The organism is Streptomyces sp. NEAU-sy36 (assembly GCF_013423905.1).
In the GTDB taxonomy this organism is placed as follows: domain Bacteria; phylum Actinomycetota; class Actinomycetes; order Streptomycetales; family Streptomycetaceae; genus Streptomyces; species Streptomyces misionensis.
This window is the reverse complement of sequence record NZ_CP058977.1, coordinates 3,038,347-3,053,007: the sequence shown is the minus strand read 5'-3', so window position 1 is coordinate 3,053,007 and position 14,661 is coordinate 3,038,347. Positions and strand designations below refer to the sequence as shown.

General features: G+C 73.4%; 14 protein-coding genes. 6 read left to right on the top strand and 8 right to left on the bottom strand.

The window, feature by feature from the left end:
* Positions 1 to 57 precede the first annotated feature (57 nt).
* A complete protein-coding gene (locus HZZ00_RS13965) occupies positions 58 to 1,371 on the top strand; it encodes a streptophobe family protein (RefSeq protein WP_180332489.1) in 1,314 nt (437 codons plus the stop codon).
* Here HZZ00_RS13965 and HZZ00_RS13960 read toward each other — a convergent pair.
* Positions 1,324 to 1,734, bottom strand: coding sequence for a hypothetical protein (locus tag HZZ00_RS13960; RefSeq protein ID WP_070026650.1), 411 nt, complete (start codon positions 1,732 to 1,734; stop codon positions 1,324 to 1,326). The two genes, HZZ00_RS13965 and HZZ00_RS13960, sit on opposite strands and share 48 nt — an antisense overlap.
* 316 nt (positions 1,735 to 2,050) lie before the next feature.
* Here HZZ00_RS13960 and HZZ00_RS13955 point away from each other — a divergent pair, with 316 nt between their 5' ends.
* Complete coding sequence (locus HZZ00_RS13955) at positions 2,051 to 2,434, top strand: nuclear transport factor 2 family protein (protein ID WP_146469298.1); 384 nt, start codon at positions 2,051 to 2,053, stop codon at positions 2,432 to 2,434.
* Between the two features lie 106 nt (positions 2,435 to 2,540).
* On the opposite strand, the gene mgrA is transcribed toward HZZ00_RS13955, so the two are convergent.
* Complete coding sequence (gene mgrA, locus HZZ00_RS13950; RefSeq protein ID WP_265537401.1) at positions 2,541 to 3,533, bottom strand: L-glyceraldehyde 3-phosphate reductase; 993 nt, start codon at positions 3,531 to 3,533, stop codon at positions 2,541 to 2,543.
* A gap of 109 nt (positions 3,534 to 3,642) precedes the next feature.
* Here mgrA and HZZ00_RS13945 point away from each other — a divergent pair, with 109 nt between their 5' ends.
* Positions 3,643 to 4,539, top strand: a complete 897-nt coding sequence (locus tag HZZ00_RS13945; RefSeq protein WP_180332487.1) for a LysR family transcriptional regulator — start codon at positions 3,643 to 3,645, stop codon at positions 4,537 to 4,539.
* 43 nt (positions 4,540 to 4,582) lie between these two features.
* On the top strand, positions 4,583 to 5,098 hold the full coding sequence (locus HZZ00_RS13940) for a DinB family protein (protein ID WP_180332486.1): 516 nt from the start codon (positions 4,583 to 4,585) through the stop codon (positions 5,096 to 5,098).
* On the opposite strand, the gene HZZ00_RS13935 is transcribed toward HZZ00_RS13940, so the two are convergent.
* From HZZ00_RS13935 to HZZ00_RS13920, 4 genes are all read right to left on the bottom strand, one after another.
* Positions 5,080 to 6,150: an adenosine deaminase gene (locus tag HZZ00_RS13935; RefSeq protein ID WP_180332485.1), complete on the bottom strand. Its 1,071-nt coding sequence runs from the start codon at positions 6,148 to 6,150 to the stop codon at positions 5,080 to 5,082. The two genes, HZZ00_RS13940 and HZZ00_RS13935, sit on opposite strands and share 19 nt — an antisense overlap.
* A 156-nt stretch (positions 6,151 to 6,306) precedes the next feature.
* Entirely contained in the window at positions 6,307 to 7,233 is a 927-nt protein-coding gene (locus tag HZZ00_RS13930) for a M56 family metallopeptidase (RefSeq protein WP_180332484.1), read from the bottom strand.
* Complete coding sequence (locus HZZ00_RS13925; protein WP_180332483.1) at positions 7,230 to 7,610, bottom strand: BlaI/MecI/CopY family transcriptional regulator; 381 nt, start codon at positions 7,608 to 7,610, stop codon at positions 7,230 to 7,232. Before HZZ00_RS13925 ends, HZZ00_RS13930 begins: the two co-directional genes overlap by 4 nt.
* Positions 7,611 to 7,779: 169 nt before the next feature.
* Positions 7,780 to 8,685, bottom strand: coding sequence for an aldo/keto reductase (locus tag HZZ00_RS13920; RefSeq protein ID WP_180332482.1), 906 nt, complete (start codon positions 8,683 to 8,685; stop codon positions 7,780 to 7,782).
* Between the two features lie 407 nt (positions 8,686 to 9,092).
* Here HZZ00_RS13920 and HZZ00_RS13915 point away from each other — a divergent pair, with 407 nt between their 5' ends.
* Positions 9,093 to 9,530, top strand: a complete 438-nt coding sequence (locus tag HZZ00_RS13915; RefSeq protein WP_180332481.1) for an SPW repeat protein — start codon at positions 9,093 to 9,095, stop codon at positions 9,528 to 9,530.
* A gap of 123 nt (positions 9,531 to 9,653) precedes the next feature.
* Here the strand turns inward: HZZ00_RS13915 and HZZ00_RS13910 are convergent, their stop codons facing one another.
* Together HZZ00_RS13910 and HZZ00_RS13905 are read right to left on the bottom strand one after the other, a co-directional pair.
* Positions 9,654 to 10,184, bottom strand: coding sequence for a GNAT family N-acetyltransferase (locus HZZ00_RS13910; protein ID WP_180332480.1), 531 nt, complete (start codon positions 10,182 to 10,184; stop codon positions 9,654 to 9,656).
* A 78-nt stretch (positions 10,185 to 10,262) separates the two neighbouring features.
* Positions 10,263 to 11,711, bottom strand: a complete 1,449-nt coding sequence (locus tag HZZ00_RS13905; protein WP_180332479.1) for an APC family permease — start codon at positions 11,709 to 11,711, stop codon at positions 10,263 to 10,265.
* Positions 11,712 to 11,897: 186 nt separating this feature from the next.
* Between HZZ00_RS13905 and HZZ00_RS13900 the strand changes: the two genes are divergently transcribed.
* Positions 11,898 to 14,639 carry an exo-beta-D-glucosaminidase gene (locus HZZ00_RS13900; RefSeq protein WP_180332478.1) on the top strand — a complete coding sequence of 914 codons (2,742 nt, stop codon included), beginning with the start codon at positions 11,898 to 11,900 and terminating at the stop codon, positions 14,637 to 14,639.
* The last annotated feature ends 22 nt before the right edge of the window (positions 14,640 to 14,661 follow it).

The following is a 14,661-nucleotide window of genomic DNA, read 5'->3' as shown; positions in this document are numbered from 1 at the left end:
GACGCGGACGGACCACCCGGCGGGCAGGGTGCCCGGTCGCTGCCTAGCGTGGCAGACGTGAGCCCTGTCACCGTCCGCGCGCGGCCCGCCGCCCGGCACGGCCTGTCCGAGGCCCTGGCCGTGGTGCTGACCGGGGTCGCGGTGATGGTGCTGGTGGCCGCGGCCGGGCTGTGGGCGGCGGGCGCGGCGGGGCTGCCCGACGGCGCGTTCCCACGGGTGCTTGCCGCCACCGTGGTCACGGCGGTCGGCGGCAGCGTCCGGCTCACCGGGAACGCGGGCGCCTTGGCCAGGACCGAGGCCGGTATCACCGTACTCCCCCTGTCGGTGGGGCTCGCCGGTGCCCTGGTGATCGGTGCGGGCTTCCTGCGTCCGCTGCGGCACCGAACGGTCGTCGCGGCCGGGGAACTGGTCCGCTGGGCCGCCCGGATCGTGGTGCTGTGGCTGCTCGCGCTGACCGGGCTCGCCTTCGCCGCCCGGGAGACGTTCGCGGTGGACGTGGGCAGCGGGACCCTCAGCGATCTCACGCAGTTGTTCGAGGCGGAGCCGCGGATCGGGTTCGCCGCGGACGTGCCGTCGAGTGTGCTGTTCGCGCTGCTGTGGCTGGCCGGGGTGCTGCTGATCGCGCTCCTGGTCGCGCGCGGGGTGCCACTGCCGGGGCGGCTGCCGCACCGACGGGCGCGGGCGCGCCCCGTGGCCCGCGCGATGGTGGAACTGCTGCTGGCCGCCGTCGTCGTGGGTCTCGTCGTCGCGCTGGTCACGGCGGGCACCCGGGGGCATGCGCGGACGACGTTCGCGCTGATCCTGCTCGGCCTGCCCAATCTGGTGTGGCCGGCGCTGACCGTCGGCCTCGGGGCGACCTGGCACGGCCGGGTGGACGGCCCGTTCGGGCTGCCGGTGCCGCACATCCTGGACGTGCTGCTGCGCACCCCGGACGTCTCCGAGCTGAACCTGCGCACGCTGACCGGGTACGACGGGCGGATGTGGTGGCTGCCGGTCGCCGCCGGGGCGCTGCTGCTGGCCGCGGCGGTCCGGGCGGCACTGCGCTCGCCGGCCGGCACCCCGTTGTGGTCGGCCGCCGTGCGGCTGGGGGTCGCACTGGCCCTGACGGTGCTGATGATCTGTCTGCTGTGCCGGGTCTCCGCGCACTACGGACTGTCCCTGCTGGGCATCGGCGATCTCGGCGGCGGTCTGTCCGGGGAGCTGCTGCTCAGGCCGGCGCTGTGGCAGGCGGTCGGGCTGGGCGCCCTGTGGGGGCTGGTCGCCGGTTTCCTGGGCGCCCTGCTCGCCCGCCCGCTGCGCCGCCGCCACCACGCACCGGGCCGGTCAGCCGATGGGCACGACGAGCGCGGGCACGGTGCGCTGCATCCGTAGCGCGTCGACGGACTCGGCGAGCAGTTCGTACTCGGTGGTGTCGTCGCTGGCGGCGATCCTGACCAGCCGTCCGCCCGCCAGTTCGTCGGCCACGCGCTCCTGCTGGCCGTCGTCGGCGCACCAGGCGCGCAGCAGGGCGGGGACGTCGGCCACGGTGTCGGCGACCGGCACCAGCGCCCCGGCCGGGAAGGGGGCCGCCTCCGGGCTCGGGTCCAGCCGCTCGGCGATCCAGGACGCGCGGTCGCGCAGCCACCACAGGGCCAGTGCCAGGGTCGGCGCGCGGTAGGTGCCGAGAGGTACGCCGATGCGCCGGCCGTCGCACATCCCGTATGCCGTGACATGGCACAGGAACTCGTCGTGCACGTATCACTCCCCGTCGCCTCGTCCGGGTGTGCCCGGCGGACCTCGCTCTCGGTGCGGCTCCGTGCGGTGAAGTGCCCCTCGTTGTCGAGTATCGCCACGGCCGAAACACTGTCACCACGATTTTCCGGCCAGTCTGTCGGCATTCCTCCCACCCTTTTTGACCTGAATGACCCGGTGTCATCGGGGCGTTGGGGCATGACCCCGGAGGTAATCGACCCGCGGGGCGGCGGTGGGGCAAGGTGTTCACACCGGGTCGGCGAGACCGCGATCCGGGTTCCGACCAGCACAGACGACCCTCGACGGAGGCTGATTCACCATGTCCGAGAACACCGACCGCTACGAGAGCGCTGCCGCCCGTTACTTCGAGGCCTGGAACGCCACCGAGCCGGAGGCGCTGCGCAAGGCGGTCGCCGCCGCGTGGACCCCGGACGGCGGCTACACCGACCCGCTCGCCGACGTCCGCGGGCACGAGGGCATCGCCGCCGTGATCACCGCCGCGCACGAGCAGTTCCCGGGGTTCGTCTTCCGCCCGCTCGGCGCGGTGGACGGCCACCACGACACCGCGCGCTTCGGCTGGGAGCTGGTGAACGAGGCCGACGGCTCGGCGCCGGTCGCCGGGTTCGACGTGGTCACGCTGGACGCCGAGGGCCGTATCCGGCAGGTGCTGGGCTTCCTGGACCGGGTGCCGGCGGGTGCGTGACGGCACCGGGGCCCGGCTCGCCCACCCCGGACGGGGAGGAAAGCCGGGCCCTGGTGGGGGCGCCGGCCCGCCGGGCCCCGGCGGGCACGGCAGGGCCGCGGCGGCCTCACGACCGTACGATCGCGTCGATCCGCTCGAGTTCCCCGGCGTCGAAGTCCAGGTTGCGCAGCGCGCCCACGCTGTCCGCCAGTTGCTCGGGGCTGCTCGCGCCGACCAGGGCGGAGGTGACCCTGCCGCCGCGCAGCACCCAGGCCAGGGCCAGCTGGGCGAGGCTCTGCCCGCGGGCGGCGGCGATCTCCGCCAGCGCGCGCAGCCGCCCGAGCAGGTCCTCGGTGACCGCCTCCGGCTTCAGGAAGGGGCTGTCGCCCGCGGCACGGGAGCCCGCCGGGATGCCGTCGAGGTAGCGGCCGGTGAGCAGGCCCTGCTCCAGCGGGGAGTAGACGATGGAGCCGGTGCCGAGCTCGTCCAGGGCGTCGAGCAGGCCCTCGTCCTCGGGGCGCCGGTCGAGCAGGGAGTAGCGCGGCTGGTGGATGAGGAGCGGGGTGCCGAGTCCGGCGAGGATGCGGGCGGCCTCCCGGGTCTGCTCGGCGGAGTAGTTGGAGATGCCGACGTAGAGCGCCTTGCCCTGCTGGACCGCCGTGTGCAGGGCGCCCATCGTCTCCTCCAGCGGAGTCTGCGGGTCGGGGCGGTGGGAGTAGAAGATGTCGACGTACTCCAGGCCCATCCGTCGCAGGCTCTGGTCCAGGGAGGCCAGCAGGTACTTGCGCGAGCCGAACTCCCCGTACGGCCCCGGCCACATCAGATAGCCGGCCTTGGTGGAGATCACCAGTTCGTCGCGGTACGGGGCGAGGTCGGCGGCGAGGGCGGCCCCGAACGCGGACTCGGCGGCGCCGGGCGGCGGGCCGTAGTTGTTGGCCAGGTCGAAGTGGGTGATGCCCAGGTCGAAGGCCCGGCGCAGGATGGCCCGTTGGGTCTCCACCGGACGGTCGGGACCGAAGTTGTGCCACAGGCCGAGCGACAGCGCGGGCAGCTTCAACCCGCTGCGCCCGGTGCGCCGGTAGGGCATCTCGGCGTAGCGGTCGGGGGATGCGGTGTACAACGCGACTCCAGGGGATGGGCGTGGGTCTACGGAGCCCAGGATTCCCCGGACGGCGGCCAGCGGTCCAACCGGAGAATCGGATGGAATTGAGCGACTAGGCTGCTCAATCATGGAACTGCGCCATCTCCAGCACTTCGTCGCGGTCGCCGAGGACCAGCACTTCACCCGGGCCGCCGAGCGCCTGATGGTGTCCCAGTCGGGCCTGTCCGCGTCCATCCGGGCGCTGGAGCGGGAGCTGCGGGCGCCGCTGTTCGTGCGCACCACCCGGCGGGTGACCCTGACGGAGGCGGGGCGGGCGCTGCTGGTGGAGGCCGAGCGGGTGCTCGCGCAGGTGCGCGCGGCGCACGAGGCGGTGGCCGCGGTGCAGGGCGTGCTGCGCGGCACGCTGGCGCTGGGCACCGAGCAGTGCATCGCCGGGGTGCACGTGGCGCGGCTGCTCGCGGCCTTCCGGGGCCGGCACCCGGACGTGGAGATCCGGTTGCGCCAGGCGGGCTCGGGCGCGCTGGCCGAGGAGGTCGCGGCCGGACGCCTCGATCTGGCGTTCGCCTACCGCACCCGGGCGGACGGCGACCAGCTGCGCTCGGTGGCGCTGACCAGCGAGCCGATGACGGTGCTGTGCCATCCGAGCCACCGGCTGGCGGCCGCCGGGGCGCTGCTCGCCCCGGACGACCTCGCCGGGGAGGTGTTCGTCGACTTCCACCCGGACTGGGGTCCGCGCCGCGCCACCGACGCCGCCTTCGCCGCGGCCGGGGTACGGCGCACGGTCGCGCTGGAGGTCAACGACGTGCACAGCCTGCTGGACCTGGTGGACGAGAACCTCGGGATCGCGGTCGTCCCCCGCCACTTCCGGCACAAGCGGCCCACGCTCGCCGCGCTGCCGCTGAAGGGCACGGGAGAGGCGGAGTACGAGACGGTGGCCCTGCTGCCGCCCGAACGCTCCACCAGCCCCGCCGCCCGCGCGCTGGTCGCCCTGCTGGAGACGGAGGGCGAGGCGTCACCGTCCTGAATTGCGCACGCGGGAGCGCCGCCGATCTGTGATGGTGGACGGTATGCATGCGAAGGACATCCTCATCGACGGCTACGGCCGCATCCAGGAAGAAGTCCACGACACCCTCGACGGCCTCGGACCGGACGAGCTGAACCACCGTCCGGCCCCCGGCGCCAACACCGTCGCCTGGCTGGTCTGGCACCTCACGCGGGTGCAGGACGACCACGTCGCCGACGCCTTCGGGCTCGGCCAGGTATGGCTCGAACAGGGTTGGGAGAAACGGTTCGGCCTCGATCTGCCCCGGCAGGACACCGGGTACGGGCACACCCCCGCCAAGGTCGCCAAGGTGCGGGTCGACAGCGCCGAGCTGCTGACCGGGTACTACGACGCCGTGCACGAGCAGACCCTCGGCGCCCTGCGCTCCCTCGCCGCCAAGGACCTCGAACGCGTCGTGGACGAGCGCTGGGACCCGCCGGTCACCCTGGGCGTGCGCCTGGTGAGCGTCCTGTCCGACGATCTCCAGCACATCGGACAGGCCGCCTACCTCAAGGGTCTGCTTCAGAGCACGGGCGCGTAACCGGGCAGGATCACGTTCTCGATGAGGGCCTTGCGCTCGTCGAACGGGATGAACGCGCTCTTGACGGCGTTCACCGTGACGGTGCGCAGGTCCTCGGCCGTCCAGCCGGCCTCCTCGATCAGCAGCCCCATCTCCCGGGTCATCGTCGTCCCCGACACCAGCCGGTTGTCGGTGTTCACGGTGACCCGGAAGCCGAGGTCCTTCAGCGCCGTGACGGGGTGCTCGGCGATCGAGCCGGCCGCCCCGGTCTGGAGGTTGGAGGTGGGGCACATCTCCAGGGCGATCCGGCGGTCGCGCACCCAGGAGGCGAGCCGGCCGAGCTTGCCGTCCACGATGTCCTCGGTCAGGCGCACGCCGTGTCCGATGCGCTGGGCACCGCACACCTGGACGGCCTGGTGGATGCTGGGCAGCCCGTACGCCTCCCCGGCGTGGATGGTGAACGGCACGCTCTCGCGGCGCAGGTGCTCGAAGGCGGCCAGGTGGTCGGCGGGCGGGAAGCCGTCCTCGGCGCCGGCGATGTCGAAGCCGACGACCCCGGCGTCCCGGTAGGCGACGGCGAGGTCGGCGGCCTCCCGGACCCGGTCGAACATCCGCATGCCGCACAGCAGCGTGCCGACCCGCACCGGGGTGCCGGCGGCCGCCGCCTTCGCCATGCCGGCGGCCAGGCCCTCCTGCACGGCCTCCACGACCTCGGCGAGGCCCAGCCCGCCGCGGGTGTTCAGCTCGGGGGCGTAGCGCACCTCGCCGTAGACCACGCCGTCGGCGGCGAGGTCGAGCACGTACTCCTCGGCGGTGCGCAGCAGGCCCTCGCGGGTCTGCATGACGGCGAGGGTGTGCTCGAAGGTGGCTATGTAGCGCACCAGGTCACCGGAGTTGGCGGCCTCGACGTACCAGGCGGCCAGCTCGTCCGGGTCGGTGGTGGGCAGCCGGTGGCCGACCTCGGCGGCGAGCTCCACGACGGTGGCGGGACGCAGTCCGCCGTCGAGGTGGTCGTGCAGCACGGCCTTGGGCAGGCGGGCGATGGTGTCGGTGTCGATGCGGGGGGCGGTCATGGCAGGGCGTTCCTCAGCGGGTTGTACCGGGGTCGATCAAGGCGGCCGACGGTGCCGACGGGGGTGGTTAGCCGGTGAGGTTATACGTAAAACGACGCGGGCGCCACTTCCTTGTCTACGCGCGTTACCCGGTGCGGTGACCGGGATCTCGGTGCGTCAGGGCGTCTCCTCGCCCTGCGCCACCTCCACCCGGTGATGGAAGTCCACCAGTCCCGCCCCGGCGGTCACGCCGGACAGGGCGGTGCAGACGACGAGCAGGGCGGCGACGGCGCGCCCGGCGCGGGGTGCCCGAGGGGCGTCCAGGAGGGCCTGGACCCGCTGGGGCACGGGCCCCGCGGTCGCGGCGGCGGCGAAGTCGGGGCGCGGGGTGCCGGCCGCGTGCCCGGCGAGCGCGGCGCGGGCGATGGCCCGGGCGGTCAGCCGCCGGTCGCCCACCGAGGCGGCCGCGGCCTCGTCGGCGGTGCGCTCCACGGCGAGCCGGATGGTCTCGCGGACCGGGCGCAGGGCCGGGTGGCAGTGCGCGGCGAGTTCGGCGGCGGCGAGGAAGTAGTGGTGGCCGCCCTCGTTGTGGGCACGCTCGTGCGCGAACAGCGCCTCCCGCTCGGCGCCGTCGAGACTGCGCAGCATGGCGGTGGTGACGACGATGCGGTGCGGGCGGCCGGGCAGGGCGTAGGCGTCGGGGCGGGGCGAGTCCACCACGCACAGGTCACCGGCGGCGGGACCGCTGCCGGCCTCGGTGCGGGCCGCCCGGAAGGCCCGGCTCTGCCGCAGCACCGACCGTACGAGGGTCCAGGAGCAGACCGCGAGGACACCGACCGAGGTGGCGGCGGCCGGTACGACGATCAGGGCCGGTGCGGTGTGCAGTGGGTGGGTCAGCTCGCCGAACGCGGCGAAGAGGGGGAGCTTGAGCAGCCCGATCAGCACGAAGGCACCCAGCGCGGCGAGCGAGCAGCCCGCGAGCGCGACCGCGCAGCCGGTGACCGCCCACAGCGCGGCGGCCGGGGCCAGCCGGGCCAGCGCCCGCCGGGCCAGCGCCGGCAGCACGCAGGGCAGCAGCAGGGGCAGCAACAGCAGCGCGGTCATCGGCCGTCGGATTCCAGCAGGTCCCGCAGGATGCGCTCGTCGTCCGGGCTGAGCTGGGCGACGAAGCGGGCGAGCACCGTCTCCCGGTCGCTGTCCCGGTCCAGTTCGCTGTGCATCCGGCGGGCCGTGAGGCCATGGGCGTCCTGGACCTCCTGGACCGGGGAGTACACATAGCCGCGCCCCTTGCGCTGCCGCTCGACCACGCCCTTGTCGTGCAGCCTGCTGAGGATCGTCGTCACCGTCGTGCGGGCCAGGTCCGCCCCCAGGACGGCCTGGATCTGTCCGGGGGTGCGGGGCCCGCCGGCGGCCCAGAGCGCGGCCAAGACGCTCGCCTCCAGTTCACCGGCCGGCCGGCGTTCGTCCTTGCCGTCGGTCATGGATACGTTCTCACCCCATCCTCGTCGTGTGCGGACCGTCTACACGATGGTAGTCATACGGGCGCCCGGAACCGCCCCGGACCGTCAGCGGTGTCCCAGTGGGTGACGTCGCGGGGCCCGGCGTGCCGTGGTCCGTACCTCCCGCCGGCCGGTACCCGCCGAAGAGCCCCTACGCCCGAGGCGCCGCCGCACGGAGCCGGCTCAGCTCGCCGGGGGTGAGGCGCAGGGCGCCGGCGGCGATGTTCTCGACGAGGTGGCCGGGGTTTCCGGTACCGGGGATGGCGAGGACGTGCGAGCCCTGCTGGAGGGTCCAGGCGAGCCGGACCTGGGCGGGGCTCGCCCCGTGCGCACGGGCCACGGCCCGTACCTCGTCGTCCGGCCCCGGCTCGACGGCACCGGCCTCGGCGCCCTTGCCGGCCACGGCGTAGTACGGCACGAAGGCGATGCCGCGCTCGCCGCACATCCGCAGCAGCTCGTCGGCCTCGGGGTCGGGGGTGCCGAGGCCGTACCGGTTCTGCACGGCGACGACCGGGGCTATGCCCAGCGCCTCGGTCAGGTGCCGGGGCGAGACGCACGAGACGCCGAGGTGGCGGATCAGCCCCGCCTCGCGCAGTTCGGCGAGGGCGCCGAAGTGCTCGGCGATGGAGTCCTGGCGCATCCGGCGCAGATAGACCAGGTCGAGGTGGTCGCGGCCGAGCTGGCGCAGGTTCTCCTCGACATGGCCGCGCAGCTGGTCGGGGCGCGCGGAGGTGCCCCACTCGCCGGACCATTCCCGGAACGGGCCCACCTTGACCGCGATCACCAGGTCGTCGGCGTAGGGGGCGAGGGCCGTGTTGATCAGTTCGTTGGCGGAGCGGCGGGCGGAGAAGTAGAAGGCGGCGGTGTCGATGTGGTTCACGCCGAGTTCGACGGCCCGGCGCAGCACGGTGATCGAGCGCTCCCGGTCGCTGGGCGTGCCCAGGTGGAAGGCGGCGCTGCCGGTGAGCCGCATGGCCCCGAGGCCGACGCGGTGCACGGTCAGATCGCCCATCCGGAAGCTGCCGGAGGCCTGCGCGGTGACTGTTTCGGAGATCATTCGGCGGAGTGTGCCACACACCGCAGGCGGCCTCGCCCGGCGAACTCCCTTGCCCCGCCGGTCGATCGGCCCGCCCCTGCCCCCGCCGGTCACCGGCCCGGCGAACGCCGACGCGTCCACGGCGGCAGCCGCCACGCCCCGCCGGCCCGACGCCCGGCGCGCAGCCGGACCGGCCGATCCAGGCCACCGGCCGACCCGGAACACGGCCACCACGGACTCCAGCCCCCGCCACACCGCCTCGGGCACCCGGGCACCCGTCGCGGTCCGCGAGCCCCCCGACCTCCGTACATGACAATCAGCCCTGCTCTACACATAAGCCACGAATAAGAGCAAAATGGGTAGTGCCACGCTTCCCGAACGACACGGCGGAAGCGGTCTGGTCTGCACAGCCGAAGGAGACGAGAGTCATGGCCAACGTCTCGCACAGGGGCGACATGTCGACCCATCCCGATGTCGGCGAAATGCGGGAACGCTACGCCCGCTTGCTCGGCGGCCGTGATGTGGCGCTCGTGGACGGGCCGGTGTTCCTGCTCGGCCTGTACTGCGCGGCGTCCCCCTGGATCGTGCACTACACCACCAGCCAGCCGGCGCTGATGACCCACAACCTGATCATGGGCATCGCCATCGGGCTGCTGGCACTCGGCTTCACCAGGGCGCCCGAGCGGATGTACGGCCTCAGCTGGGCCATGTGCGCGCTGGGCATCTGGATGATCATCGCTCCCTGGATCGTGGGCAGCGCCCCGGACACCGGCGTGATCATCAACAACATCGTCATCGGAGCGCTGACGCTCGCCCTCGGACTCGTCTGCGCCGCCACGGCGGCGAAGAGCACCCCCAGGCCCTAGCGGGGAAGGAAGCACAACGGGAGAGCACGGGAAGGAGAGACCGTCGAGCAAGGGAAGAAGCGCAAGGAAGGAAGATCGACGGAGGGCCGGCGCCCCTGCGGACCGGCCCTCCCGCCTGTCCGGTCAGGGCCGCACGGTCAGGGAGATCCACAGGTCCGGCGGCAGCTCCGGGCGGCCCGGCACCGGCCGGGCCTCACGGCTCCAGGCGCCCGGGGCGAGGTCCTCGGCGAGGCGGTGCCAGAACGCGACCGCTCCCGGGTTGTTCTCCTGGAACGCGATCTCCCAGCGCCCGGGATGCCGTCGCAGCACCTCCCGCGCGGCCCGCAGACCGACCCCGGCGCGCCGCGCCCCGCGCGCCACGAAGAAGCTGTTGAGCACCCGCACCGGACCGTCGAGCCCGCGCACGAAGGCGAGCCCGGCGGCGCGATCACCGCGGGTCAGCAGGTAGGGCGCCCAGCCGGGCGCGGAGAAGGCGGCGTCGACGCGCTCGCTGCGGAAGGTGCCGTCGGCGGCGGGCAGGTCGCCCTGGAACTCGGACAGGTCGTGGCGGAACATCAGCCACAGCCGCTCGACGGCGGGCCGGTCCGCCGGGGTCGCGGGGCGGACGCGGACGTCCGTGTCGTCACTGGTGGCGCGGATCTGGTTCTCGGTCATGAACGAAAGCCTCCCCGGCGGACTTCGTCCGTGCCGGGGAGGCTTTCACGTAGAGCAGGGATCTTAGCGCATCGAGCCTCAGACCGCCTCCGCCTCCGTCTTCCCGTCCGCCAGGAACTCCTCGCCGATCTCCTTCGCCCCGAACGGCCAGACCCGCTCCAGCCCGGCCCACACCAGGAAGGCCACGCACCCGAGGACGAGCCAGGCCAGGGACCACTCGATGGGGTGGCGGCCCGGGGAGTTACGGTCGGCGTAGCCGTAGATCACGCACCAGCCGGTGAAGGCCACGAGGCCGGGCACCGGGTAGAGCCACATCCGGTACGGCCGGTGCAGGCCCGGCTGCCGGGCGCGCAGCACCGCCAGCGCGACGATCTGGGCGAGCGCCTGGACGATCACCATCACCGTGGTGAGCAGCTGGATCAGGGTGGCGAGGTCGGTGTGCCGGCCGATCAGGAAGCCGACGGCGGTGATCACGCCCATGGTGGCCAGGCCCAGGGTCGGGAAGCGGTGCCGGGGGTGCAGCCGCTCGTACGGCCGGAAGAAGACCCGGTCGCGGGCGGCGTCGTACGGCACCCGGGAGCCGCCCAGCAGGCCCGTGAACACCGAGGCGAAAGCGGTGATCAGAATGAGCACGGTGACCGTGTCGGCGGCTCCCCGGCCCCATGTCCTCTCCAGCACCGCGGAGGCCACCGACGTGGCGGCGACGTCGTGCGGGTCGGTCATGCGGTGCCAGTCGACGACGCCGAGCGTGCCGATCTGGAGCAGCAGGTAGATCGTCATGATGCCGGCGATCGACAGGAGGATGGAGCGCGGCAGGACCCGGCCGGGGTCCTTGATCTCGGCACCCATGTAGGCGGTGGTGTTGTAGCCGAGGTAGTCGTAGACGCCGATGGTCAGGCCCGCGGCGAACCCGGTCCAGAAGGCGCCGTCGGTGAGGTCGAAGGCGTGCGCCGGGTAGGCGAAGGCGAGGTGCGGGCTGAAGTGCGAGGCGGCGGCCGCGATCACCAGGACCACCGAGGCGATCATCACGGTCCACATCACGGCGGTGATCCGCGCGATGTGCTCGATGCCGCGCCACAGCAGGAGCACCACCAGGGCGATGACGCCCAGGCCGATCAGATCGCCGGAGGTCCGGCCGAGGCCGGGGGCGAGGTAGCCGAGGTACTGGACGAAGCCGACCACGCCGGTGGACATGATCAGCGGGATGAAGAGCATCGCCGTCCACACGAACAGGAACGGCATCAGCCGGCCGGTGCGGTACTGGAAGGCCTGGCGCAGATAGACGTAACTGCCGCCGGAGCCGGGCATGGAGGCGCCCAGTTCGGCCCAGACCAGCCCGTCGCACAGGGCCAGTACCGCGCCCGCGACGAAGCCGACGACCGCCTGCGGGCCGCCGAACGCGGCGACCATCAGCGGGATGGTGACGAAGGGGCCGATGCCGCACATCTGGCTCATGTTGATGGCCGTGGCCTGGAACAGCCCGACCCGTCGCACGAAGCCGCCCGGAGGCGGCGGGCTACCGGACATGGGGACTCCTGGGACCGTCGGGGAGGCGTCGGGTAGGGGACCTTACGAGAATCCGGGCGCCGGGAGAAGGAAGGTGACGGAGATTCAGCGGGCGTCGGCGCGGGGGTCGTTGACAGTGTCCGGGGGGCCGCCTAGCTTAAGCCCGGTTAGTAAAGTTTCCTAACTTTGCGAGCCTGGAGACCGTCTGTGTTCCCTCGCCCCGCCCCCGGCCTGAGGCTCGCCGCGGCCACCGGCCTCCTCGCCCTGCTCGGCTCCCTCGCCACCGGCGCCTGGGTGGACCCCCGCACCCCCGGGCCCCCGCTGCGGCCGGTCGCGGCGCCGATGGGCCCCGCCCGGACCACCGAGGTGGCCCCGGCCGCCGGTGCCACAACCCCGCTCGCCGGCTACGCCATCCAGTCCACGGCGCGCACGGCCGACTCCCCGGCCGCCGTCTCCTCCCCCGGCTACCCGGCGCGGGGCTGGTACCCGGCGGGCCCCCGCTCCACCGTGCTGGCCGCGCTGCTCGCCGCCGGGAAGTACCCCGACCCGTTCCGCTCCACCAACCTGGAGAAGATCCCGAAGGCCGACTTCGAGGTGCCCTGGTGGTACCGCGCCGACTTCCTCCTGCGCGACACCGGCCGGCGCACCTTCCTCGACTTCAGCGGGGTCGTCTCGGCGGCCGACGTCTACCTCAACGGCCACCGGGTGGCCCGGGCCGCGGACGTGACCGGCGCGTACACCCGGCACGAGCTGGACGTCACCGCGCTGGTGCGCACCGGCCGCAACACGGTCGCCTTCCGCGTCCGGCCCAACCAGCCGAGCAAGGACCTGACCATGGGGTGGCTCGACTGGCTCCAGCCGCCGCCGGACCGCAACATGGGCATCGTCCGGGACGTAGTGGTGCGCCGGGGCGGGCCGGTGGCGCTGCGCGACGCGCACGTGGTCACCAGGCTGGCCGTGCCGTCCCTGGCCACCGCCGACCTGACGGTGCGGGCGAAGGTGCGCAACGACACCGGTTCCCCGGTCACCGCGGAGGTCGCCGGCCGGGTCGCCGGGACCCGCCTGCGCACGACCGTACGGCTCGCCGCGCACGAGACGAGGACCGTCGCCTTCTCCCCCGCCGACGTCCCCGGGCTGCGCCTGACCGCGCCGAGGGTGTGGTGGCCGGCCGGGATGGGCGGGCAGCCGCTGTACTCCCTCGACCTCACCGCGAGCGTGTCCGGCACGCCGTCGGACACCGCGCACGAGACCTTCGGCATCCGGGACGTCCAGGCGCCGCTGAACGCCGCCGGGGCCCGCCAGTACCGGATCAACGGGCGCCCGCTGCTGGTCAGGGGCGGCGGCTGGTCACCGGACGAGTTCCTGCGCTGGGACCCCCGCTACGTCGAGGACCGGCTGCGGTACGCCGTCGACCTCGGCCTCAACACCCTGCGCCTGGAGGGGCACCTGGAGCCGGACGAGTTCTTCGCGCTGGCGGACCGGTACGGCGTGCTGACCCTGCCCGGCTGGGAGTGCTGCGACAAGTGGGAGGGCCAGGTCAACGGCACGGAGAACGGGGAGCAGTGGACCCCGGGCGACTATCCGGTGGCGAAGGCGTCGATGGCCGCCGAGGCCGCCCGGCTGCGGGACCACCCGAGCGTGCTGTCCTTCCTGATCGGCAGCGACTTCGCGCCCGACGCCAGGATCGAGAAGAACTACCTGGACGCCCTGCGCGACGCCGACTGGAACCTCCCGGTGATCCCCGCCGCCTCCGACAAGTCCTCGCCCCGGCTCGGCCGTTCGGGCATGAAGATGACCGGCCCCTACGACTGGGTGCCGCCCGCTTACTGGTACGCGAAGCGCGAGGGCGGCGCGACCGGGTTCAACTCCGAGACCAGCGCGGGCCCGAGCGTGCCCACCCTGGACACCCTGCGCCGGATGCTCACCCCGGCCGAACTCGACACCCTCTGGAAGGACCCGAAGGCGAAGCAGTACCACCGCTCGCCCTCCCCCACCTTCGGCACGCTGGCGCTGTACGACGACGCCCTCGCCGCCCGCTACGGGTCCCCCGCCGGCCTCGCCGACTACGTGCGCAAGGCGCAACTCTCCCAGTACGAGAACGTGCGCGCCCAGTTCGAGGCGTACGGACGCAACGCGACCGACGCCGACGCGCCCTCGACCGGGGTCGTGCACTGGATGTTCAACAGCGGCTGGACCTCACTGCACTGGCAGCTGACCGACCGTTACCTCGACCAGGGCGGCGCGTACTTCGGCGCGAAGAAGGCCAACGAGCCGCTGCACATCCAGTATTCCTACGACGACCGGTCGGTGGCGGTGGTGAACAACCGGCACGCGGCCGCCGGCGGTCTCACCGCGCGGGCCACGCTCTTCGACCCGGACGGCACCCCGCGCTACGACGGCAGGGCCGATGACGTGTCGGTGGCCGGGGACGGGGCCCACGCCACCGCGCTGACCCTGCCGCGGTCGGTGCCCGGCCTGGCCCGGACGTATCTGCTGCGGCTGGTGCTGACCGACGCGGACGGCCGGGAGGTGAGCCGGAACGTGTACTGGCTGTCGACCCGGCCCGACGTCCTCGACTGGGACCGCACCACCTGGTGGTACACGCCGACGACCGGCCACGCCGACCTCACCGGTCTGGCCTCGATGGCTCGGGTCCCGGTGGCGGTGACGGCCGGCACCCGGTCCGCGGGCGGTGTGTCGACCACGACCGTGACACTGCGCAACACCACGGACGGCGCGACGCCGTCGCTGCTGACGGACGTGCACCTGGTGGACGGGCGCGGGGCGCCGGTGCTGCCGGTGCGCTGGTCGGACAACGAGGTCGGACTGTGGCCGGGCGAGTCGGTGACGCTGACCGCCGTCTACCGCACGGCCGACCTGCACGGCGCGGCGCCCCGGGTGCGGGTCTCCGGCTGGAACACCCCCGAGCGGACCGTGCCCGCGGCATGACGAGGGGGTGGGCCCGGACGGG

Coding starts and splice junctions, on each gene's coding strand:
- HZZ00_RS13940 (WP_180332486.1), top strand. CDS start 4,583: ATGCATGCGAAGGACATCCTCATCGACGGCTACGGCCGCATCCAGGAA.
- HZZ00_RS13930 (WP_180332484.1), bottom strand. CDS start 7,233: ATGACCGCGCTGCTGTTGCTGCCCCTGCTGCTGCCCTGCGTGCTGCCG.
- HZZ00_RS13935 (WP_180332485.1), bottom strand. CDS start 6,150: ATGACCGCCCCCCGCATCGACACCGACACCATCGCCCGCCTGCCCAAG.
- HZZ00_RS13945 (WP_180332487.1), top strand. CDS start 3,643: ATGGAACTGCGCCATCTCCAGCACTTCGTCGCGGTCGCCGAGGACCAG.
- HZZ00_RS13905 (WP_180332479.1), bottom strand. CDS start 11,711: ATGTCCGGTAGCCCGCCGCCTCCGGGCGGCTTCGTGCGACGGGTCGGG.
- HZZ00_RS13920 (WP_180332482.1), bottom strand. CDS start 8,685: ATGATCTCCGAAACAGTCACCGCGCAGGCCTCCGGCAGCTTCCGGATG.
- HZZ00_RS13955 (WP_146469298.1), top strand. CDS start 2,051: ATGTCCGAGAACACCGACCGCTACGAGAGCGCTGCCGCCCGTTACTTC.
- HZZ00_RS13915 (WP_180332481.1), top strand. CDS start 9,093: ATGGCCAACGTCTCGCACAGGGGCGACATGTCGACCCATCCCGATGTC.
- HZZ00_RS13925 (WP_180332483.1), bottom strand. CDS start 7,610: ATGACCGACGGCAAGGACGAACGCCGGCCGGCCGGTGAACTGGAGGCG.
- HZZ00_RS13910 (WP_180332480.1), bottom strand. CDS start 10,184: ATGACCGAGAACCAGATCCGCGCCACCAGTGACGACACGGACGTCCGC.